Below are 21,815 nucleotides of genomic sequence, written 5' to 3'. Positions count from 1 at the left end.
TACAAACATTGGGACAACCATCCTGTCATCCTCCTGCTGTGCACAAGGATTCCCGCCCTCGCGATGATCTAAATACCTCTCCCCGCAGAGCAGGGAGAGGCCAATCGGTAAACGCTTACTCGGCGTCAGATGCATCAGTGGCAGCGGTAGCAACTTCTTCCGCTGGTTTCTGCTCTGTCGCTTCTTTGATGCTCAGGCGTACACGGCCCTGACGGTCCACTTCCATGACTTTCACTGGAACTTCCTGGCCCATCTGCAGGTAGTCGGTCACTTTTTCAACGCGCTTATCGGCGATCTGAGAAATATGAACCAAACCTTCTTTACCGCCGCCAATGGCCACGAAGGCACCGAAATCAACGATACGTGTCACTTTGCCAGAGTAAACGCGGCCAACTTCGATCTCAGCAGTGATCTCTTCGATGCGACGAATGGCTTCTTTGGCTTTCAGGCTATCAGTTGCAGCGATCTTCACGGTGCCATCATCTTCGATTTCGATGGTAGTACCGGTTTCTTCGGTCAGCGCACGGATAACCGAGCCGCCTTTACCGATAACATCTTTGATCTTGTCTGAACTGATTTTGATGGTGTAAATGCGCGGCGCGAACTCAGAGATTTCCTGACGCGGCGTGCTGATTGCCTGTTCCATCACGCTCAGGATATGCAGACGTGCACCCTTCGCCTGGTTCAGAGCAACCTGCATGATTTCGCGGGTGATACCTTCGATTTTGATATCCATCTGCAGCGCGGTGATACCCTCGCGGCTACCCGCAACTTTGAAGTCCATGTCGCCGAGGTGATCTTCGTCACCCAGGATGTCAGACAGAACCACAAAGTTGTCAGCTTCTTTAACCAGACCCATAGCAATACCGGCTACGGCTGCTTTGATCGGTACACCTGCGTCCATCAGTGCCAAAGAAGCACCACACACAGAAGCCATTGAAGAGGAACCGTTTGATTCGGTGATTTCAGACACAACACGTACGGTGTATGGGAAATCAGCTTGCTTAGGCATCACTGCCAGCACGCCACGCTTCGCCAGACGGCCGTGACCAATCTCACGACGCTTCGGTGAGCCAACCATACCGGTTTCACCCACGCAGTACGGAGGGAAGTTGTAGTGGAACAGGAAGCTATCAGTACGCTCGCCCATCAACTCATCCAGATTCTGCGCGTCACGCGCGGTACCCAGCGTTGCGGTAACCAGCGCCTGCGTTTCACCACGGGTGAACAGTGAAGAACCGTGCGTGCGCGGCAGTACGCCAGTACGCACGTCGAGGCCGCGAATCATATCTTTTTCACGACCATCGATGCGCGGTTCGCCACGGATAATACGGCTACGCACAACGCTTTTCTCGAGGTCATGCACGATGTCAGCGATGTCGCCTGCATCCAGGGTTTCGTCTTCAGCCTGCAGAGCGGCGATGGTCGCGTCTTTAACTGCGCCAACCTGCGTGTAACGCTCTTGCTTGTCGGTGATGCGGTAAGCATCGCTGATGCCTGCTTCTGCCAATGCAGTAACGCGTGCGATCAACGCATCGTTAGTTGGCAATGGCTGCCAATCCCAACGTGGCTTACCGGCTTCAGCAACCAGCGCATTGATGTTTTCGATTACGATCTGCTGCTGATCGTGGCCATAGACCACGGCACCCAGCATCTGCTCTTCAGTCAGGATGTCTGCTTCAGATTCAACCATCAGCACCGCATTCTGCGTACCGGCAACCACCAGGTTCAAACGAGATTCGTTGATCTCATCGGCAGTTGGGTTCAGAACGTACTGATCGTTGATATAACCCACGCGAGCAGCACCGATTGGACCATTGAACGGCAGCCCAGACAGCGCTAACGCTGCAGAAGCACCGATCATCGCCACGATGTCCGGGTTAACTTGTGGATTTACAGAAACAACGGTCGCAATGACCTGCACTTCGTTGATGAAGCCTTCCGGGAAGAGCGGACGAACTGGGCGGTCAATCAGACGTGAGATCAGGGTTTCGCCTTCGCTTGGACGGCCTTCACGACGGAAGAAACTACCCGGGATACGACCAGCAGCGTAAGTACGCTCCTGATAGTTAACCGTCAGCGGGAAGAAATCCTGACCTGGTTTCGTTTTTTTCTGGCCAACAACGGTAACAAATACAGCCGTGTCATCCATGCTCACCATTACTGCTGCGGTAGCCTGGCGCGCCATCATGCCGGTTTCCAGCGTGACGGTATGCTGACCATATTGGAATTTGCGTACGATCGGGTTCAGCAAAATTTAAGTCCTTAAATTCGGGGGGCGCAGCCTATTATGGCGCGCCGGGGATTACCGATCTTTAGTTGCATCCTCGCGACTAATGACAACCTTAACCGCCCTTGCGGTAAAGCCTCTCATTAGCCGCGCGAACCTCTGCAAGCAAAGATCGCTCTCTGCAACAATACATGAGTTTGGTCCGGATTGCTGCGGATTGCTCGAAAAAAGGGGCCATCAAGGCCCCCTTTTCGCGAAACTCGCACAAATCTGATCGTCAGATGCGTTTTTTTGCATACTGGATGCGCTACACCCTTGATCAGATTCTTCAGACTTAGCGACGCAGACCCAGGCTTTCGATCAGACCGGTGTAACGTGCAACGTCTTTACGCTTCAGGTAGTCCAGCAGCTTACGACGCTGAGATACCATGCGCAGCAGACCGCGACGGCTGTGGTGATCTTTCTTGTGCTCAGAGAAGTGACCCTGCAGGTGATTGATCTGAGCAGTCAGCAGAGCAACCTGAACTTCAGTTGAACCGCTGTCGTTGGTACCACGACCGTATTTAGCAACGATCTCTGCTTTAGCTTCTACGCTTAGAGACATAATAAACTCCAGTAATAAATGAATGTATGGGTGCCGATCTCTAATTCAGCAGCCCGCTTTTAAAGCCGCGCCATTCTACTCTTCGCCTGATAGCAACGCAAATGCGCCGTTACGTCAGATTTGAGTCGCTTGATTATGCAGGAAATTCTACCACCAGACGACGCGGCGCCACGCGCCCGTCATCAGCAATTTCGGCCATACCAATGAATTTGTGCTCATCACCTTCGGTCACGCGCACCAAGCCTTGTTCCGGCGCATCTGCCACCTGAACCGGCATTCCTTGCTTGAAATAGGCCGCCACAGCAGGCAAGAGATTCACAATTGGGAACTCTTCAGCCGGGCTATCCATTGGTAGCAATAACGCGTCAAGCGCGCTGTAATCCGGCGGTACCGCCATGTTGACGGTGGCGGCCACTTCCTGCAGCTGCTCCAGCGTCACCATTCTTTCAATGGGATAACGTGCCACCTGCAAACGACGCAGCATGATCACATGCGCACCACAACCAAGCTTCTCACCGAGATCGTCAATGATGGTACGGATGTAAGTGCCTTTAGAGACATGAATCTCTAGCTCCAGCTCATCCCCTTCCCAGCGAATAAACTGCAGTTCGAACACTTTGATCGGACGTGCTTCACGCGGCACGGTAATGCCTTCGCGCGCGTACTCATACAACTTACGTCCCTGATACTTCAGCGCGGAAAACATGGTCGGCACCTGCAGGGTGTCGCCGCGAAAATACTCCAGCGCAGCATCTAGCTCAGTCTGATTGAACGTAATTGCACGCGTTTCAACAATATTACCGTCGGCATCTGACGTATCGGTACGTTCACCAAGACGAGCGATGACACGATAGCGCTTGTCAGAATCGAGCAGATACTGCGAAAACTTGGTGGCTTCACCGAGGCATACCGGCAACATGCCGGTTGCCAGCGGATCAAGCGCGCCGGTGTGGCCCGCTTTATTCGCATTAAACAGGCGTTTTACTTTCTGCAGTACATCATTGGAGGATGCGCCTTGATGCTTATCCAGCAGAAACACACCGTGGACGTCGCGACCGCGACGACGAGGACGACTCATTAGTCCTCCTTGTCATCTTCCGCCGGGCTATCGCCACGACGCTCAACATCACTCTTGATAACATTGCTGACCAGGTTCGACATGCGCATACCTTCAATCAGCGAATTGTCGTAGAAGAAGGTCAGTTCCGGCACGATACGTAAACGCATCGCTTTGCCTACCAGCGTGCGAATATAACCAGAGGCTTCTTTCAGCGCCTTCAGCCCGTTTTGCACCGCTTCTTCGTCTTTGTCATTTAAAAAGGTCACAAACACCTTGGCATAAGCCAGATCGCGGGAGACTTCAACACCCGAAACTGTCACCATCATTCCAAGACGCGGATCTTTAATTTCGCGCTGCAGGATGATTGCAATCTCTTTCTGCAACTCCTGAGAAACGCGCTGTGGGCGGCCAAATTCTTTTGCCATTATTCTTTCTCCCAAATAATTCGGGAGGCCAGAGGCCTCCCAAATTGCAACACATCAAATGATGATCAATCGATGGTGCGTTTAATTTCAATCACTTCGAAGACTTCGATCATATCGCCAACGCGAACGTCGTTGTAGTTCTTCACACCGATACCACATTCCATGCCGTTACGAACTTCGTTGACGTCATCTTTGAAGCGACGCAGTGATTCCAGTTCGCCTTCATAGATAACCACGTTGTCACGCAGTACACGGATTGGGTTGTGACGCTTGATGTTGCCTTCGGTGACCATACAGCCCGCGATAGCGCCAAATTTCGGTGATTTGAACACGTCACGTACAGCAGCCAGACCGATAATCTGCTGTTTGTACTCTGGTGCCAACATACCGCTCATCGCTGCTTTCACTTCGTCGATCAGATTATAGATCACGGAGTAGTAACGCAGATCGACGCTCTCAGCTTCAATTACGCGGCGAGCAGAAGCATCAGCACGTACGTTGAAGCCAAGGATTATCGCGTTGGATGCTGCAGCCAGCGTCGCGTCGGTTTCGGTGATACCACCTACACCCGAACCGATAATCCGCACCTTCACTTCGTCGGTAGAGAGTTTCAGCAGGGAATCGGAGATCGCTTCCACAGAACCTTGTACGTCAGATTTCAGCACGATGTTCAGCTCGGACACTTCGCCTTCGGTCATGTTGGCGAACATGTTCTCCAACTTAGACTTCTGCTGACGCGCCAGCTTAACTTCACGGAATTTGCCCTGACGATACAGTGCAACTTCACGCGCTTTCTTCTCATCACGAACTACGGTCGCTTCATCACCCGCTGCCGGCACACCGGACAGACCGAGGATTTCAACTGGAATGGATGGACCCGCTTCCAGGACTTCACGACCCAGTTCATCACGCATCGCACGTACACGGCCGTATTCAAAGCCACACAGCACGATATCGCCTTTGTTCAGCGTACCTTCACGTACCAGCACGGTTGCAACCGGACCACGACCTTTATCGAGGAACGATTCAATCACCACGCCGCTCGCCATACCTTCACGGATAGCGGACAGTTCCAGCACTTCGGCCTGCAGTAGAATCGCGTTCAACAGATCGTCAATACCGGTACCGGCTTTCGCTGATACGTTAACGAACATGTTCTCGCCGCCCCACTCTTCCGGAATAATACCGTATTGGGTCAGTTCGTTCTTAACGCGGTCTGGATCAGAATCAGGCTTATCAACTTTGTTGACTGCAACAACCACTGGCACACCGGCTGCTTTCGCATGCTGGATCGCTTCGATGGTCTGTGGCATCACGCCGTCATCAGCCGCAACCACGAGGATTACGATATCCGTTGCCTGCGCACCACGTGCACGCATTGCGGTAAACGCGGCGTGACCAGGGGTGTCGAGGAAGGTGATCATGCCGTTATCGGTTTCAACGTGATATGCACCGATATGCTGGGTAATACCACCCGCTTCGCCTGACGCGACTTTCGTAGAACGAATGTAGTCAAGCAGCGAGGTTTTACCGTGGTCAACGTGACCCATGATGGTCACAACCGGCGCACGACTTTCCTGCGCAGCATCGGTATCACGATCGTCCATTACCGCTTCTTCCAGCTCGTTCTCACGGCGCAGGATCACTTTGTGACCCATTTCTTCCGCGACTAACTGAGCCGTTTCCTGATCGATAACCTGGTTAATGGTCGCCATTGCGCCCATTTTCATCATAGCTTTGATGACCAGTGAACCTTTGATCGCCATTTTATTGGCCAGTTCAGCAACGGTGATGGTTTCACCGATGACAACATCGCGGTTAACAGCCTGAGCGGGTTTGTTGAAGCCTTGCTGCAGGGTGCTTGGCTTGCGGTGTTTACCACCTTTGCCGCCACGAACCTGAGCGCGCGCTTCTTCACGATCGGTTTTAGCTTCAGAATGCTTGTTGCCTTTCTTCACCGGACGTGCAGCTTTAGTGGTGCGAGCACGTGCGCGGCCTGCTTCAACCTGGCGATCGTTCTCATCTTCTGCCTGACGGGCGTGAGTTGAGGTCGTGACGTGATAGTCGCCTTTGTCCTCTTCCTCAGGTTTTTCCCATTCGGCTGATTTTTCTTCTGCCAGGCGGCGGGCTTCTTCTGCCACGCGGCGGGCGTCTTCTTCCAGCTTACGACGCGCTTCTTCTTCCGCTTTACGTTTCAGTTCGGCAGCTTCAGCTTCACGACGGGCTTTATCAGACTGCGCAGCCTTAGCTGCTACGTCGGTAGGTTGATTAGTCACTTTCTCTTTTTCCGCTGCTTCACGTTTGGCCTTGTCAGCGGCTTCGCGCTTGGCTTTATCTTCGGCTTCACGTTGCGCTTTCTGTTCAGCTTCGCGACGAGCTTGTTCTTCCGCCTCGCGACGCGCCTGCTCTTCCGCTTCACGCTGCGCCTCGGCTTCCGCTTCTGCCTGAGCTTGCTCAGACTCTGCGTCGCCTTTCACGTATGTGCGTTTTTTGCGGACTTCGATTTGTACCGACTTACTTTTACCCCCGGTGACGGGAATATTCAAGGTGCTGCGCGTCTTGCGCTGCAAAGTCAGCTTACTTGAACCGGTCTGACCGTGCTCACGATTCAGGTGAGACAGTAAGGTTTCTTTCTCTTGCTGTGACACCGCATCGTTCTCAGACTTACGGATCCCTGCATCAGCAAATTGCTGTACCAGGCGATCGACCGGGGTCTGAATTTCGGCGGCCAGCGATTTTACGGTTACATCTGTCATGCTGTTCCTTCCTGTTATTACGCGTCATCGCCGAACCAGCAGATATTACGTGCAGCCATAATCAGCGCACCGGCTTTCTCGTCATCCAGCCCTTCAATATCTGTCAGATCGTCAACACCTTGCTCAGCGAGATCTTCCAGCGTGCAAACGCCTTTCGACGCCAGGCGATACGCCAGCGCACGATCCAAGCCCTCAAGATTCAGAAGGTCCTCAGCGGGCTCCTGATTACCAAGGCTCTCTTCTTTCGCTAATGCCAGGGTAGTTAACGCATTTTTTGCTCGTTCACGCAGGGCTTCAATGGTCTCTTCATCGAGGCCGTCGATTTCCAGCAGCTCGTTGATTGGCACATAAGCCAATTCTTCCAGCGAAGAGAAGCCCTCTTCCACCAGAATGGTGGCGAACTCTTCGTCGATGTCGAGATGTTTGGTGAACATATCGATCGCTGCATGGGCTTCAGCTTGGTGCTTCGCCTGCAGATCATCGACGGTCATCACGTTCAGTTCCCAACCGCTCAGCTGGGAAGCCAGACGCACGTTTTGGCCGTTACGGCCGATCGCCTGAGCCAGATTGCCAGCTTCAACAGCGATATCCATGGTGTGATTATCTTCATCCACCACAATTGACGCCACATCTGCAGGCGCCATAGCGTTGATAACGAACTGCGCTGGGTTGTCGTCCCACAGTACAATATCGATACGCTCGCCACCCAGCTCGCTCGAAACCGCCTGCACGCGCGCACCGCGCATACCGACGCAAGCGCCCACTGGATCAATACGTTTATCGTTGGTTTTCACTGCGATTTTGGCGCGTGAACCCGGATCGCGCGCTGCCGCTTTGATCTCGATAACTTCTTCGCCAATTTCTGGCACCTCAATGCGGAACAACTCAATCAACATTTCGGGTTTAGAACGGGTCACGAACAGCTGAGCACCACGCGCTTCAGGGCGAACGGCGTACAGCACACCGCGGATGCGGTCGCCTGGACGGAAGTTCTCACGTGGCAGCATGTCTTCGCGCACAATCACCGCTTCAGCATTGCTGCCAAGATCCAGTGAAATATTGTCGCGGTTCACCTTCTTCACCACGCCAGTGATGATTTCGCCTTCGTGTTGACGGAACTGATCAACCACCATCGCGCGCTCAGCTTCACGTACTTTTTGTACGATAACCTGCTTAGCGGTTTGGGTAGTGATACGGTCGAAGGTGACAGACTCAATCTGATCTTCAACATATTCGCCCAGATTGAACGCTTCGTCTTCATAGCGGGCTGCATCCAGCGTGATCTCGCGAGTCGGCTGCGTAACTTCTTCAACAATCTGCCAGCGACGGAAGGTGTCGAAATCGCCGCTACGACGGTCAATGCTGACACGCACTTCGATCTCTTGCTCATACTTCTTTTTGGTCGCAGTGGCCAAAGCGCTCTCCAGCGCTTCGAAGATTTTCTCACGCGGCAGGGCTTTTTCGTTAGAAACGGCTTCTACTACAGCTAAGATCTCTTTGTTCATCCTGGTTAGCCTCAATCCGGACTTTTAAAAGTGGGGGACCAGGTTCGCTTTCTGAATGTTGCTCAGCGCGAACACTTCATCGTTACCCTCAACGGTTACCGTAATCATCTCGCCTTCAACAGACTTGATGATTCCCTGCCATTTACGGCGGTTTTGTACGGCCATGCGTAGTACCAGGCTCACCTCGTCACCGGCAAAACGTGCATAGTGTTCAGCAGTGAAAAGAGGACGTTCGAGACCCGGCGAGGAAACTTCAAGGTTGTAAGCCACGGTAATAGGATCTTCCACATCCATTACTGCGCTGACCTGGTGGCTAACATCGGCGCAATCATCAACATTGATACCCTCTTCACTATCAATATAGATGCGCAAGGTTGATGTGCGACCACGAATAAACTCGATACCGACTAATTCGTAGCCAAGCGCTTCTACTGGAGCAGAGATCAACTCTGTCAATTTTTGCTCTAATGTGGACAAGCCCACCCCCAAGACATAAAAAAAGGGCCTATAGCCCAGTGTGTCGATTTCCTGATAACAAAAAACCCCGAATATTCGGGGCTTTTTGTGACTGGACCCTGTACGCCGCATAGCGGCTTCGGAGCACAATCCAAAAGAATTTTTTTCAAAATCACTGATGAGTGCGTCCGTCGATGCATACAGTATATTTGAAAAAGAACTCTAAGGGAAAGTGGTTGCGGGGGCCGGATTTGAACCGACGACCTTCGGGTTATGAGCCCGACGAGCTACCAGGCTGCTCCACCCCGCGTCCGAAAACGTGGCGAATAATACGCCGACCTTGCAAAAAACGCAAGTTATACTGAGATTTGGTACCGAGGACGGGACTTGAACCCGTAAGCCCTTTCGAGCACTACCACCTCAAGGTAGCGTGTCTACCAATTTCACCACCTCGGTACATCACTAGACTGCAACGTTACATTGTTGCACTACAGCGTTGACGATCTTACTGCGGGATATCATTGCCCGGCGTAGCCGGTTTAGCTGGCTGAGTCTGCTGTTCAGACTGAGCTGGCGCAGTGAGGTTATCCCACTCACTTCCTTTGGCTGTTTTATTCGTGTTCAGATTGCCAAGAACCAGACTGATAATGAAGAACAGCGTAGCCAGTACCGCAGTCATGCGAGTCATAAAGTTGCCAGACCCGTTTGAACCGAACAGCGTACCAGAAGCGCCTGCACCGAATGATGCTCCCATATCAGCGCCTTTGCCTTGCTGCAGCATGATCAAACCTACGAGGCCAATCGCTACAATAAGGAAAACAACTAACAGAGCTTCGTACATAATCAACCTGTTTCCTTGCGCATTTTCTGCACAGTTAAAGCTTCAACCAATATTGATGGGGCGTCTCGTCATCACCCATCAGAAGCGGGTGTGAATACTAACCAAAGGGACATACCTCTGCAAGTGCAATTTTCACCAATGCTCTCGATTGCGGAAAAAAGCACCATCCCGGTGATTTTACAGGCGGAAAAGGTAAAATCTTTCCGCCTGAATAGCCTTATACGGCTTTTACTGCATCCGCAATTTTGTGTGCCAGCGCACTAACCTGCGCCTCGTCTTCGCCCTCCACCATCACGCGAATCAACGGTTCAGTGCCGGACTTACGCAGCAACACCCGACCACGTCCCGCCAGCGTTTTTTCAACTTCAGCGGTTACGGCTTTCACACTGTCGCTTTCCAACGGATCGTTTTCACCTGCAAAACGCACGTTGACGAGGATCTGCGGTAACATTTTCATGCCGCTGCATAGATCGTGCAGAGTCATATGGTTGCGCACAACAGCAGTAAGTACTTGCAAACTTGCTACAATGCCGTCACCGGTGGTGGTTTTATCCAGCAGAATAACGTGACCTGAATTTTCAGCGCCTAAACGCCAGCCTTTCTCCTGCATTTTTTCCAGCACATAGCGGTCACCGACTTTCGCACGGGTGAAAGGAATGCCCAGCTGTTTCAGCGCCAGTTCCAGTCCCATATTACTCATCAACGTTCCGACCACACCGCCACGCAGCTGGCCCTGGCGCAATCCTTCACGCGCGATGATGTAAAGAATTTGGTCACCGTCGACCTTATGGCCCAAATGGTCAACCATCATGATGCGATCGCCGTCGCCATCGTAGGCCAGCCCGAGGTCGGCTTTTTCTTCCAATACGCGATGCTGCAGCAGACGCAAATCGGTGGCGCCGCAATCTTTATTGATGTTCATACCATCCGGCTGCGTACCGATAGCAATCACGGTAGCGCCGAGTTCGCGCAGCACGTTTGGAGCGATGTGGTATGTCGCGCCATTCGCGCAATCAACCACAATCTTGAGTCCGTTGAGGCTCAATTCGCTCGGGAAGGTACCTTTACAGAACTCGATGTAACGGCCTGCAGCATCCACAATGCGGCTAGCGCGGCCCAGCTCCGCAGACTCAACGCAGGTGATGGGTTTTTCCATCTCCAGCTCAATGGCTTCTTCAACTTCATCCGGCAGCTTGGTGCCTTCAGCCGAGAAGAATTTAATGCCGTTATCATCAAACGGATTATGCGACGCTGAAATCACAATGCCCGCTTCGGCACGGAAAGTACGCGTCAGGTAAGCGATGGCCGGCGTTGGCATTGGCCCGGTAAAGGCCGCAGATAATCCGGCGGCGGCTAGACCCGCTTCCAGCGCCGATTCCAGCATATAGCCTGAAATACGCGTATCTTTACCAATCAATACTTTGCGAGATCCCTGGCGCGCCAGCACTTTGCCCGCCGCCCAGCCCAGCTTGAGGACAAAATCAGGGGTAATCGGCGCTTCACCGACTTTGCCGCGAATACCATCTGTACCGAAATATTTACGATTACTCATGCCTTTATCCTTTTGCTCTTCGTGTCGCTTCGACGACGCGCATCGCTTCGACCGTCTCTTTCACATCATGTACGCGAATAATTTGTGCCCCTTGCATAGCGGCGATCACCGCACAGCTTAGGCTGCCGGTCAGGCGTTGCGCCGGGCCAACATTTAATAGCTGTCCAACCATCGATTTACGCGACATTCCTACCAACAGCGGTAAACCGTAATGGTGGAAATGGCTCAGATGCGCCAGCAGTTCATAGTTGTGGCTGAGATTCTTACCGAATCCGAAGCCTGGATCGAGCAGCAGATTCTCTTTTTTTATTCCGGCCGCTTCACAGCGCGCAATCTGCGCAGCGAAGTAAGCGTCCACTTCGCTGACAATATCTTGATACTCCGGTGCTTGCTGCATGGTGCGTGGCTCACCTTGCATGTGCATCAGACATACCGGCAACGCCGATTCGGCAGCCGCAGCCAATGCGCCCGGTTCAGATAAGGAACGAATATCATTGATGATGTGAGCACCTACTCGCTCTGCCTCACGGATGACTTCAGCCTTTGAAGTATCCACGGAGATCCACACCTCAAAGCGCTGAGCGATGGCTTCCACTACGGGAATCACACGTTCCAGCTCTTCTTCCACGCTAACTTCATCAGCCCCGGGACGCGTCGATTCACCACCAACGTCAATAATGGTGGCACCGGCATTCACCATCTCATTGGTATGCGTTAACGCATCCACCAAAGTGTTGTGAGTGCCACCATCTGAGAAAGAGTCCGGCGTGACATTTAAAATACCCATCACATGGGGAAAAGAGAGATCGAGATGGGAATCACGAGCGAACAACTTCATGGTGAAAATCTCCTTTGGGAAATCACTGAATCCCACAATGAAAAAACCCCGGACATGCCGGGGTTTGCATTATAACAAGCAGTGCGGGCTGCAAATCCAGCGGTAGAGTTAACATCCCGCCAGATTGCTATCACATAATCTTGTCTGAACCCGGCGTTTTCGGGTCATCTACAGGGCGAGGAGCCTGGGTTGAGTCGCCGTTACCAACGGCGACTTTAGCCTCTTCCCAACCTGCAGGTGGACGCACTTCACGGCGTGCCATCAGATCGCTGATTTGTGGTGCATCAATGGTCTCATACTTCATCAGCGCGTCTTTCATCGCGTGAAGGATGTCCATGTTTTCGTTCAGGATGCGGCGAGCACGCTGATAGTTCGTATCGATAAGGTGTTTAACTTCCTGATCGATAATACGCGCCGTTTCATCTGACATGTGTTTTGCTTTCGCCACTGAACGGCCGAGGAACACTTCGCCCTCTTCTTCAGCGTAGAGCAACGGACCCAGCTTCTCGGAGAAGCCCCACTGCGTAACCATGTTGCGTGCTACGCTGGTCGCCATTTTAATGTCAGAGGAAGCACCCGTCGAAACATAGTCCGGGCCATAAATGATCTCTTCCGCCAGACGTCCACCGTAAGCCACAGAAATACGGCTTTCCAGCTTCTGACGGTTAGCGCTGATCTCATCACCCACAGGTAAGAAGAAGGCAACGCCGAGCGCACGACCACGCGGAATAATTGTCACTTTGTGCACCGGATCGTAACCCGGAACCAGAGTACCCACAATCGCGTGACCCGCTTCATGGTAAGCCGTCGATTCTTTCTGCTCTTCGGTCATCACCATGGAACGACGTTCCGCACCCATCATGATTTTGTCTTTGGCTTTTTCAAACTCAACCATCGAAACAACACGCTTATTACCGCGAGCAGCAAACAGCGCCGCTTCGTTGACCAGGTTAGCCAAATCCGCACCGGAGAAGCCCGGCGTACCACGTGCAATAACGGATGCATCCATATCGGTAGCCAGTGGCACACGACGCATATGCACTTTCAGAATCTGCTCACGACCCCGAACATCTGGCAGGCCAACCACAACCTGACGGTCAAAGCGACCTGGACGCAGCAGCGCTGGGTCAAGAACGTCTGGACGGTTAGTTGCCGCGATCACAATGATGCCTTCATTACCTTCAAAGCCATCCATCTCAACCAGCATCTGGTTCAGCGTTTGCTCACGTTCATCGTGACCACCGCCTAAACCGGCGCCACGTTGACGGCCAACCGCATCGATTTCATCGATAAAGATGATGCACGGTGCCGCTTTCTTCGCTTGCTCGAACATGTCACGCACACGAGATGCACCAACACCGACAAACATTTCAACGAAGTCAGAACCGGAGATAGTGAAGAATGGGACTTTCGCTTCGCCAGCAATCGCTTTCGCCAGCAGCGTTTTACCGGTACCCGGAGGACCGACCATCAAAACGCCTTTCGGGATTTTACCGCCCAGTTTCTGGAAACGGCTCGGCTCACGCAAATACTCAACCAGCTCACCAACTTCTTCTTTGGCCTCATCACAACCGGCCACGTCAGCGAACGTGGTTTTGATCTGATCTTCGGTCAACATGCGGGCTTTGCTCTTGCCGAAGGACATCGCGCCCTTGCCGCCGCCGCCCTGCATCTGCCGCATAAAGAAGATCCACACGCCAATCAACAGCAGCATTGGGAACCAGGAAATGAAGATTGAAGCCAGCAGGCTTGGTTCTTCTGGCGGCTCGCCAACCACTTTGACGTTTTTGGTCAACAGATTATCGAGTAACTTAGGATCGTTGACGGGGATATAGGTGGTGTATTTATTGCTGTCTTTTTTGACAACGTTAATCTCACGCCCGTTAATTCGTGCCTCGCGGACCTGATCTTGGTTCACTTCCGATAGGAAAGTTGAATAATCAACCCTACGGCCATTCGACTCGCTGGGCCCAAAGCTCTGGAATACAGACATCAGCACAACCGCGATGACTAACCAGAGAATCAGGTTTTTCGCCATGTCACTCAAGGGATTAACCTCATATTACAACGATGTTAACAGACAGCGTAGGGTACTATAGATCCTTCATACCTGGAATCGCAGTGCGGATGATTTTACTTGTTTACCCTGAAACTCAGAATTAGACATCAGAATAAACGCATTGGTCGTCTTACTTTGATTCCGGCAATTCAGGCTAAAGTTTGCGCCCCGTCGCCACAATGTACACTTCGCGCGAACGAAGTCGCGAAGCGTCCGGCTTACGAATTTTCACTTTCGTAAACAGGGAGCGAATTTCCCGCAGGTATTCATCGAAGCCATCTCCCTGAAACACTTTCACTACAAAACTGCCGCCCGGCGCCAGAATATCCCGACACATTTCCAGCGCCAATTCTACCAAATACATCGAACGTGGAATATCAACCGCAGGTGTACCGCTCATATTGGGTGCCATGTCTGACATGACCACTTGCACCTTTTGGTCGCCTACGCGCTCCAGCAAAGCGTTAAGCACCGCTTCATCGCGAAAATCGCCCTGCAAAAAATCAACGCCAACTATCGGGTCCATTGGTAACAGATCGCAGGCGATGATACGACCACTTGATCCGATAAGCTGAACCACATATTGCGACCAACCGCCGGGTGCTGCACCCAGATCAACCACCGTCATGCCGGGTTTGAAAATCTTGTCACCCTGCTGTATTTCCTCAAGTTTAAACCAGGCACGCGAACGTAACCCTTTTTTCTGTGCCTGCAGCACATATTTATCGCTAAAGTGTTCCTGAAGCCAGCGACTGGAGCTGGCCGAACGCTTTTTACCCGTCATAATTTTTCCAATTAAATCGTCATCGTAGCGATAAATCAGCACGCAATGGTCGCGTTGATTTGGCGATATACTCGAGATGGCGGTAGAATGAACCGTTTTCAATCCCTGAGTAAGCAAAAAATACGATGAATCTGAGTACCAAACAAAAACAGCACCTGAAAGGCCTTGCCCATCCGCTTAAGCCGGTTGTCATGCTGGGCGGTAACGGCCTTACTGAAGGCGTGCTCGCCGAAATCGAACTGGCGCTCGAGCATCACGAATTGATCAAGGTAAAAATTGCCTCGGAAGATCGTGAAACCAAGCAGCTGATCGTTGACGCTATCGTGCGTGAAACAAAAGCAGGCAACGTACAGGTCATCGGCAACACGCTGGTGCTGTATCGCCCTGCAAAAGAGCGCAAAATTACTCTTCCGCGTTAATCATGCCCTTAAAGGCGGCGACGGGCAAAGAAAGTGCCACGCTCCTGCATGTGATAAAAGGCCGCAATGCGGCCTTTTTCCTTTCTTTACAAAATGCAGCGACATATTGCAAAGCGTAGCAATAGCTTAAAGGTATTCCACCTTTAGCACTTCATATTCCACATCTCCGCCGGGGGTTTTCACAATCGCTACGTCGTCCGCTGATTTACCCACCAACCCACGCGCCATCGGTGAATTCACTGAGATCAGGTTCTGTTTAAAATCAGCTTCATCGTCACCCACAATGCGGTAGGTGAACTCTTCATCCGTATCCACATTCAGGATGGTTACGGTAGCGCCAAAAATCACGCGACCGGTTTTTGGCATGGCGGTCACATCAATGACCTGCGCATTAGAGAGTTTGGCTTCAATCTCTTGAATACGCCCCTCGCAGAAACCCTGTTCTTCGCGAGCCGCATGGTATTCGGCATTCTCTTTCAAATCGCCGTGCTCACGGGCTGTGGCGATGGAGGCGATAATGCGCGGACGCTTCACGGATTTCAGTTCGTTCAGCTCTTCGCGCAGCTTCTCAGCGCCTTTCAACGTCATCGGAATCTGATTCATTTTGGCTCCTCGTCATCTATCCTGGTTAACGGCGTCATCCTGACCGGTGACAGCAGAAAACAGCTTCTGCGGCGCGTTACCTCTTTTCACAAGCAAAAGAAGCCTGACCCGGAAAGCTTTCCGGGTCAGGTTCGGTTTTGCATTTTGATACGTATTTTACCCCAGAGTTCCCTGTGGGTCATCGTTTACTTTGCACCGTCTGGGGACGTAGTATTGACGCCTTCACCCGTCAGTTACCGCGAGATTATGCGATTTTCACGACTTGTTACCGGATTAACCTGTGCGTTTATGCTGCAGGCACAAGCAGCCCCCGTTGAAGAATACATGCAGTATTTGCCAGACGGCGCAAACCTGGCGCTGATGGTACAAAAAGTGGGCGCATCAACCCCGATAATCGATTATCACGGCAAACAGATGGCATTACCGGCCAGCACCATGAAGGTGGTGACGGCGCTGGCGGCCCTGCTGGAACTCGGTCCTGACTTCCGTTTCCAGACCACCATGGAAACCAAAGGCGCGGTTAACGATGGCACGCTCAATGGCGATTTAGTCGCACGTTTTGGCGGCGATCCGACGTTAAGTCGCCAGGATCTGCGCAATATGGTTGCTGCGCTAAAAAAGCAGGGCATCACCCATATCAAGGGCAATCTGGTGATCGACACCTCGGTGTTCGCCAGCCACGATATGGCCCCAGGCTGGCCGTGGAACGATCTGACGCAGTGCTTTAGTGCACCGCCGGGTGCTGCCATTGTCGATAAAAACTGTTTCTCAGTTTCGCTCTATAGCGCCACTACGCCGGGCGAGAATGCCTTTGTGCGCATCGCTTCGTATTACCCAGCGCACATGTTCAGTCAGGTGCGCACCATCGGCCGTAACAGCGGTGACGGACAATATTGCGAGCTGGATGTGGTGCCCGGCGAACTTAATCGCTACACCCTAACCGGCTGCATGCGTCAACGTGCTGAACCGCTGCCGCTGGCGTTTGCCGTGCAGGATGGCGCCGCGTGGGCCGGTGAGATCCTCAAAGCTGAGCTGCGCGCTGCCGATATCGATTACAGCGGCCATTTAGTGCGTCAATCACAAGTGACCTCACCGGGCAGCGTGCTGGCGTCAACGCAATCGGCGCCGCTGCATACACTGCTGCACACCATGCTGAAAAAGTCGGACAACATGATTGCCGATACCGTATTCCGCACCATCGGCCATCACTATTTCAACGTGCCGGGTACATTCCGCGCGGGCTCGGATGCCGTACGCCGAATCCTGCGGGAAAAAGCCGGCGTTGATCTCGGCAACAGCATTCAGGTTGATGGTTCCGGACTGTCGCGTCATGACCTGATCGCGCCAGATACCATGATGCAAGTGCTGCAATACATTGCGAAAAACGATTCGACGCTGAATTATATTTCGATGCTGCCGCTGGCGGGTTATGACGGCACCCTGCAATATCGCGGCGGTCTGCATGAAGCAGGACTGGATGGTAAAGTGTCGGCAAAAACCGGTTCACTGCAGGGCGTCTATAATCTGGCTGGATTCATTACCACCTCAAGCGGTGCGCGCGTGGCGTTTGTCCAGTATCTCTCCGGCTATGCGGTTCCGCCGGAAGATCAGAAAACGCGCCGTATTCCATTGGTACGTTTTGAGAGTCGCCTCTACTCGGATATCAACAAAAATAACTGATGAAACTGCTCATTGTCGAAGATGATACGCTGCTGCAGTCGGGCCTGGCGCAAGCGCTCAGCGCGCAAGGTTACGCCATCGACTGCGCCAGTACAGCTGCCGAAAGTAATGCACTGCTGCGCAGCGGTCAGTACAGCCTGATCGTGCTCGATCTTGGCTTACCGGATCGCGATGGCGCTTCCTTGCTACGCCAGTGGCGCCGCGACGGCATCGCGGTACCCGTGCTGATCCTCACGGCGCGCGATGCGCTGGAGGATCGCGTGGATGGCCTGGATGCCGGCGCCGATGATTATCTGGTGAAGCCGTTTGCGCTGGTTGAGTTACAAGCCCGCGTAAGGGCATTAATTCGCCGCTATCAGGGCCACAGCGATAACCTGCTGCAACAGGGCGATCTGACGCTGAATCTCAGTTCGCAGCAGGTTCTGCTGGAAAATCTTCCGCTGGAGATCACGCCCAAAGAGTTCGCACTGCTGACGCGCTTACTGATGCGAGTGGGACAAAACGTCCACCGCGAAACGCTGCAGCAAGATCTCTACAGCTGGAATGACGATCCCGGCTCCAACACCCTCGAAGTTCACATTCACAATCTGCGTCGCAAGCTCGGGAAAGATCGCATCAAAACCGTGCGCGGCGTAGGTTACCGCCTGGAAATCCGCGAATGAACAGCATGCGTCAGCGGTTATTAATCATGCTGGCGCTGATCCTCCTCACCTGTCAGGTGATGAGCGCCATCTGGCTGTGGCATGAAAGCCGCGAACAAATCAGCTTTTTAGTTAACGAAACCCTTTCCGCACAAGCGCGTAACGATCGCGTGGAAAATGAGATTCGCGAAGCCATTGCGTCGCTGCTACTGCCCTCTTTAGTGATGGTAGGCCTTACTCTGCTGCTGTCATTTTGGGCGATTAACTGGATCATTCGCCCGCTCAAGTCGCTACAAGATAGTCTCGCGCATCGCTCGGCGGATAATCTCTCTCCTTTACCGATCTATTCAGAAATGGATGAGATTGTGGCGGTAACGTCGTCGATTAACCAACTCTTTTCGCGTCTGGATCACACGCTGCAGCAGGAACGATTATTCACCGCCGATGCGGCGCACGAGCTGCGTACGCCGCTGGCAGGATTGCGGCTGCACCTTGAGCTCCTGCATCAGCAGAACGTGCCGCAAAGCGAGATGCTGATTGAACGTATCGATCAGCTGATGCACACCGTAGAACAGCTGCTCATGCTGTCACGCGCCGGACAGGCATTGGCAGGGGGTCACTATCAGCAGGTACTGTGGCAAAAAGAGATCATGCACCCGCTGCGGCCGGAAATGGCCGAACTTTACCACCAGCGGCAGCAAATCCTGCATTGGCCACAGAGCGATGATCTACAGCAGCAAGGGGAACCGATGCTGCTGCGCCTGATGCTACGTAATTTGCTGGAAAACGCCTCACGTTACAGCCCGGAAGGTAGCGAAGTGACGGTAAAAATGCGGCAGGACAGGCAGCAGGTGATTATCGAAGTGTGGGATCAGGGGCCGGGTATTGATGCGACGGCCGCAGAAGAGCTGACGCAGGCGTTTCGTCGTCGCGATCAGCGTTACGGCGGTAGCGGGCTTGGTCTTAATATTGTGCTGCGTATCGTGCAGATGCACCGCGGCAGATTGGAACTGATTAATCGTGAGGATAGCAGCGGACTGATTGCCCGCTGCTATTTGCCATTGCAACTGATTGGCTGAACGCCATCAGAAGTGAGTATTCAGACTCACATAATAAGTACGACCTGATTCATTGTAGGTATTCGCCCCCGCGCCATACAGATACGAGTTCGTCGTGGCATTGCCGGTGGTTTGCGCATTCCCTTCACGGTAGTGACGCTTATCGAACAGGTTATCGATACCCAGCGTGACGCTGGCGTACTTATTGATATCGTAGGTGCCGCTCATGCCGATAATCGAATAAGGGCTCACCGTATCAGTGGCGCTACCGGTTGAGGTATTGCCTTTGTAGTCATATTTCTTCGGCGTCTGGGTACCGTACCAGGTCAGCGTGGTCTGCAGCGACAGATCCTGCATTGCCTGCCAGCTCAGCGTCGAGTTTAGCGTGTACTCCGGAATCACCGATAAGCGATCGCCGGTCTCTTTGTTCTTACTTTGCAGCATATAAGTGAAGTTGTTGTTCCACGTTACGCTGTCCGAAAACGGCACGTTGACAGTACCTTCCAGCCCTTCCACCACCGCTTTCGGTACATTTTCCCACTTATAGATATCGGTGGTGCCATTAGAGGCTTTGCCCACTGGCGAGTAACCGGCTTCGATCTTGTTGCGGTAATCGTTGCGGAACCAGGTTAAACCGGCCTGATATCCTTCATGTTTCCACTCAAGACCAATCTCTTTGTTGATGCTGTTTTCCGCTTTCAGGTCGTTATTCCCCTGCAGATAACAAGCGCCGGTGCTGGCCGCGCAACCTTGGCCATTGCTGTACAGCAGATAGTTAGGGTTGGTCTGATACAGGCTCGGCGCTTTATACGCACGCCCTATCCCCATCTTCAGGGTGAAGTCATCCCCTAAACCTTGCGACAGGTTAAGCGACGGGCTCCAGTTGTTGCCAACTATCGAGTGATGGTCGAAACGCAGACTTGGCGTCAGCATGGTGCTGTCGGTCAACTCCATGTTGTCTTCAGCAAACAGTGAAAAAATCTCTGCCTGTGAATACGGGCTGCGGCCAGTGTTATCGATGCCAGGCACCGCGCCGTAGCTCGCTGCCTGGGTGTTAGAGGAGCCATCTTTCATGCGCTGCTGGTTCCATTCAGTACCCAGCGTCGCGGTTTGATTGAACAGCAGTTCAAACGGAATACTCACTTCGCTATGCAGCAGCACATCGTCCAGCTGAATAGTGTTAAAACCGCTATTCGAGAAGATGCCCTCAGTGCCGCCCGCTAAACCTTCATTGATGCGCGAGTTGCGGGTCTTCTCGTAACGCGCATAGGTATTGGTGCTGACGCCGTTATCCCATGCGCCCGTCCACTTCAGCGAGACATTTTGCCGATACAGGCGGTTAGTTTCATCACCGTACAGGCTTTTCACCAGCGCACTGGTGTTGGTGTTCTGCGTGTCGCCAGCATACAGGTTGCCCTGGCGGCTGTAGCCAGCCTGCCACTCCAGCGTTTGCATTGGCGCAAATGCCCAGCTCAGTAAGGCATTAATATCTTTATTCACCGAGCCTTCACGCCCGGCCGGATAACTGCCCGCGTATGAACCGGTGCGCGCCGCCGCATGCCCCTCGTTGATGTCATAGGCATCGGCCTGAGTTTTGGCTAAACCGCCGTACAAGCGGAAGTTGAAATCATCACCCAGCGGCCCTTCCAGACTGAAGTTAGTGCGTTTGGTGGCGCCTTCCGCTTTGTGTTCTGGCACGTTGTAATAGGTGTTCCAGGAACCGTGCCACTGCTGATCGGTCTGTTTTTTGGTGATGATATTCACCACACCGCCCGCCGCGCCGTTGCCGTAACGCACTGCTGCCGGTCCGCGAATCACATCGATATGATCGATCATCTCCGGTGGCACCCAATTGGTATCACCGCGCGTATCACGCTCGCCACGCCAGCCAAGGCGCACCGAGTTACGGCTGGTAATCGGCATGCCATCCACCATGATCAGGGTGTTTTCCGGACCCATGCCGCGAATATCGATCTGGCGATTGTTACCGCGCTGGCCGCTGGTGGAGTTACCGGTGAGATTCACGCCCGGCATGGTACGGATGATCTCGGAGACATCGCGCGCAGGCGGGTGTTTTTTAATTTCGTCGGCGGTGATAGTTGAAACCCCCGGCGCCTGCAGGTTTTGCTGCTGCGCGGTAACCATTAAGGTACCGCCGTCCATGGATTGGGCGTCGGTACTGCTTACAGAGGTATTGCTGGAAGAAGTGTCCGCTGCCCAGGCACCGCTGGAGAGCAGTGAGGCGCTGAGCCCCAGTTCAATCAGAATGGCTAATGATAACCGTGAGTAATTTTTCATTTTATG

The 21,815-nt window shown here is 53.0% G+C and carries 18 protein-coding genes and 2 tRNA genes; 4 read left to right on the top strand and 16 right to left on the bottom strand.

Annotated elements, in window-relative coordinates:
* Window positions 1–115 precede the first annotated feature (115 nt).
* The 14 genes from pnp to rlmE form a co-directional block, all read right to left on the bottom strand.
* Window positions 116–2,254 carry a polyribonucleotide nucleotidyltransferase gene (gene pnp / locus AC07WB_RS02525; protein ID WP_097095082.1) on the bottom strand — a complete coding sequence of 713 codons (2,139 nt, stop codon included), beginning with the start codon at window positions 2,252–2,254 and terminating at the stop codon, window positions 116–118.
* Between the two features lie 310 nt (window positions 2,255–2,564).
* Complete coding sequence (gene rpsO, locus AC07WB_RS02520; protein WP_036620269.1) at window positions 2,565–2,834, bottom strand: 30S ribosomal protein S15; 270 nt, start codon at window positions 2,832–2,834, stop codon at window positions 2,565–2,567.
* A 133-nt stretch (window positions 2,835–2,967) separates the two neighbouring features.
* A complete protein-coding gene (truB, locus tag AC07WB_RS02515) occupies window positions 2,968–3,912 on the bottom strand; it encodes a tRNA pseudouridine(55) synthase TruB (RefSeq protein WP_494939983.1) in 945 nt (314 codons plus the stop codon).
* Window positions 3,912–4,319, bottom strand: coding sequence for a 30S ribosome-binding factor RbfA (rbfA, locus tag AC07WB_RS02510; RefSeq protein ID WP_007886693.1), 408 nt, complete (start codon window positions 4,317–4,319; stop codon window positions 3,912–3,914). Before rbfA ends, truB begins: the two co-directional genes overlap by 1 nt.
* Window positions 4,320–4,384: 65 nt before the next feature.
* The gene (gene infB, locus AC07WB_RS02505) at window positions 4,385–7,075 is read right to left on the bottom strand and encodes a translation initiation factor IF-2 (RefSeq protein WP_097095084.1); all 2,691 of its coding nucleotides are present in this window, start codon (window positions 7,073–7,075) and stop codon (window positions 4,385–4,387) included.
* Window positions 7,076–7,092: 17 nt separating this feature from the next.
* Window positions 7,093–8,580, bottom strand: coding sequence for a transcription termination factor NusA (nusA, locus tag AC07WB_RS02500; protein ID WP_345827359.1), 1,488 nt, complete (start codon window positions 8,578–8,580; stop codon window positions 7,093–7,095).
* Between the two features lie 24 nt (window positions 8,581–8,604).
* Window positions 8,605–9,057 carry a ribosome maturation factor RimP gene (gene rimP / locus AC07WB_RS02495; protein WP_036620302.1) on the bottom strand — a complete coding sequence of 151 codons (453 nt, stop codon included), beginning with the start codon at window positions 9,055–9,057 and terminating at the stop codon, window positions 8,605–8,607.
* Window positions 9,058–9,269: 212 nt separating this feature from the next.
* Window positions 9,270–9,346: transfer RNA gene (locus AC07WB_RS02490), tRNA-Met, on the bottom strand.
* 59 nt (window positions 9,347–9,405) lie between these two features.
* Window positions 9,406–9,492: transfer RNA gene (locus AC07WB_RS02485), tRNA-Leu, on the bottom strand.
* Window positions 9,493–9,541: 49 nt separating this feature from the next.
* On the bottom strand, window positions 9,542–9,877 hold the full coding sequence (gene secG, locus AC07WB_RS02480; RefSeq protein WP_097095086.1) for a preprotein translocase subunit SecG: 336 nt from the start codon (window positions 9,875–9,877) through the stop codon (window positions 9,542–9,544).
* Between the two features lie 217 nt (window positions 9,878–10,094).
* Complete coding sequence (glmM, locus tag AC07WB_RS02475) at window positions 10,095–11,429, bottom strand: phosphoglucosamine mutase (RefSeq protein ID WP_097095087.1); 1,335 nt, start codon at window positions 11,427–11,429, stop codon at window positions 10,095–10,097.
* A gap of 4 nt (window positions 11,430–11,433) precedes the next feature.
* Entirely contained in the window at window positions 11,434–12,267 is an 834-nt protein-coding gene (gene folP, locus AC07WB_RS02470; RefSeq protein WP_494939982.1) for a dihydropteroate synthase, read from the bottom strand.
* A gap of 130 nt (window positions 12,268–12,397) precedes the next feature.
* Window positions 12,398–14,305: an ATP-dependent zinc metalloprotease FtsH gene (gene ftsH / locus AC07WB_RS02465; protein WP_097095089.1), complete on the bottom strand. Its 1,908-nt coding sequence runs from the start codon at window positions 14,303–14,305 to the stop codon at window positions 12,398–12,400.
* A 175-nt stretch (window positions 14,306–14,480) separates the two neighbouring features.
* Window positions 14,481–15,110 (bottom strand): 23S rRNA (uridine(2552)-2'-O)-methyltransferase RlmE, encoded by a 630-nt coding sequence (gene rlmE, locus AC07WB_RS02460; RefSeq protein WP_007886684.1) that lies wholly within the window; start codon window positions 15,108–15,110, stop codon window positions 14,481–14,483.
* Between the two features lie 125 nt (window positions 15,111–15,235).
* On the opposite strand from rlmE, the gene yhbY reads away from it, so the two are divergent.
* On the top strand, window positions 15,236–15,529 hold the full coding sequence (gene yhbY / locus AC07WB_RS02455) for a ribosome assembly RNA-binding protein YhbY (protein ID WP_007886683.1): 294 nt from the start codon (window positions 15,236–15,238) through the stop codon (window positions 15,527–15,529).
* A gap of 126 nt (window positions 15,530–15,655) precedes the next feature.
* Here yhbY and greA read toward each other — a convergent pair whose 3' ends face one another.
* Complete coding sequence (greA, locus tag AC07WB_RS02450) at window positions 15,656–16,132, bottom strand: transcription elongation factor GreA (RefSeq protein ID WP_008104312.1); 477 nt, start codon at window positions 16,130–16,132, stop codon at window positions 15,656–15,658.
* A 246-nt stretch (window positions 16,133–16,378) separates the two neighbouring features.
* On the opposite strand from greA, the gene dacB reads away from it, so the two are divergent.
* From dacB to pmrB, 3 genes are read left to right on the top strand one after another with little or no spacing between them, the layout of a single operon-like run.
* A complete protein-coding gene (gene dacB, locus AC07WB_RS02445) occupies window positions 16,379–17,812 on the top strand; it encodes a serine-type D-Ala-D-Ala carboxypeptidase (protein ID WP_097097602.1) in 1,434 nt (477 codons plus the stop codon).
* The gene (gene pmrA / locus AC07WB_RS02440) at window positions 17,812–18,474 is read left to right on the top strand and encodes a two-component system response regulator PmrA (RefSeq protein WP_400458101.1); all 663 of its coding nucleotides are present in this window, start codon (window positions 17,812–17,814) and stop codon (window positions 18,472–18,474) included. Before dacB ends, pmrA begins: the two co-directional genes overlap by 1 nt.
* Window positions 18,471–19,532: a two-component system sensor histidine kinase PmrB gene (gene pmrB, locus AC07WB_RS02435; RefSeq protein WP_494939981.1), complete on the top strand. Its 1,062-nt coding sequence runs from the start codon at window positions 18,471–18,473 to the stop codon at window positions 19,530–19,532. Before pmrA ends, pmrB begins: the two co-directional genes overlap by 4 nt.
* Window positions 19,533–19,538: 6 nt before the next feature.
* On the opposite strand, the gene AC07WB_RS02430 is transcribed toward pmrB, so the two are convergent.
* Window positions 19,539–21,809, bottom strand: coding sequence for a TonB-dependent siderophore receptor (locus AC07WB_RS02430; RefSeq protein ID WP_097095092.1), 2,271 nt, complete (start codon window positions 21,807–21,809; stop codon window positions 19,539–19,541).
* Window positions 21,810–21,815 lie beyond the last annotated feature (6 nt).

Source organism: Pantoea sp. GW821-FHT03E06 (genome assembly GCF_059420725.1).
Note: the sequence above shows the minus strand (reverse complement) of the source record. Positions and strands in the feature narration are given on the sequence as shown.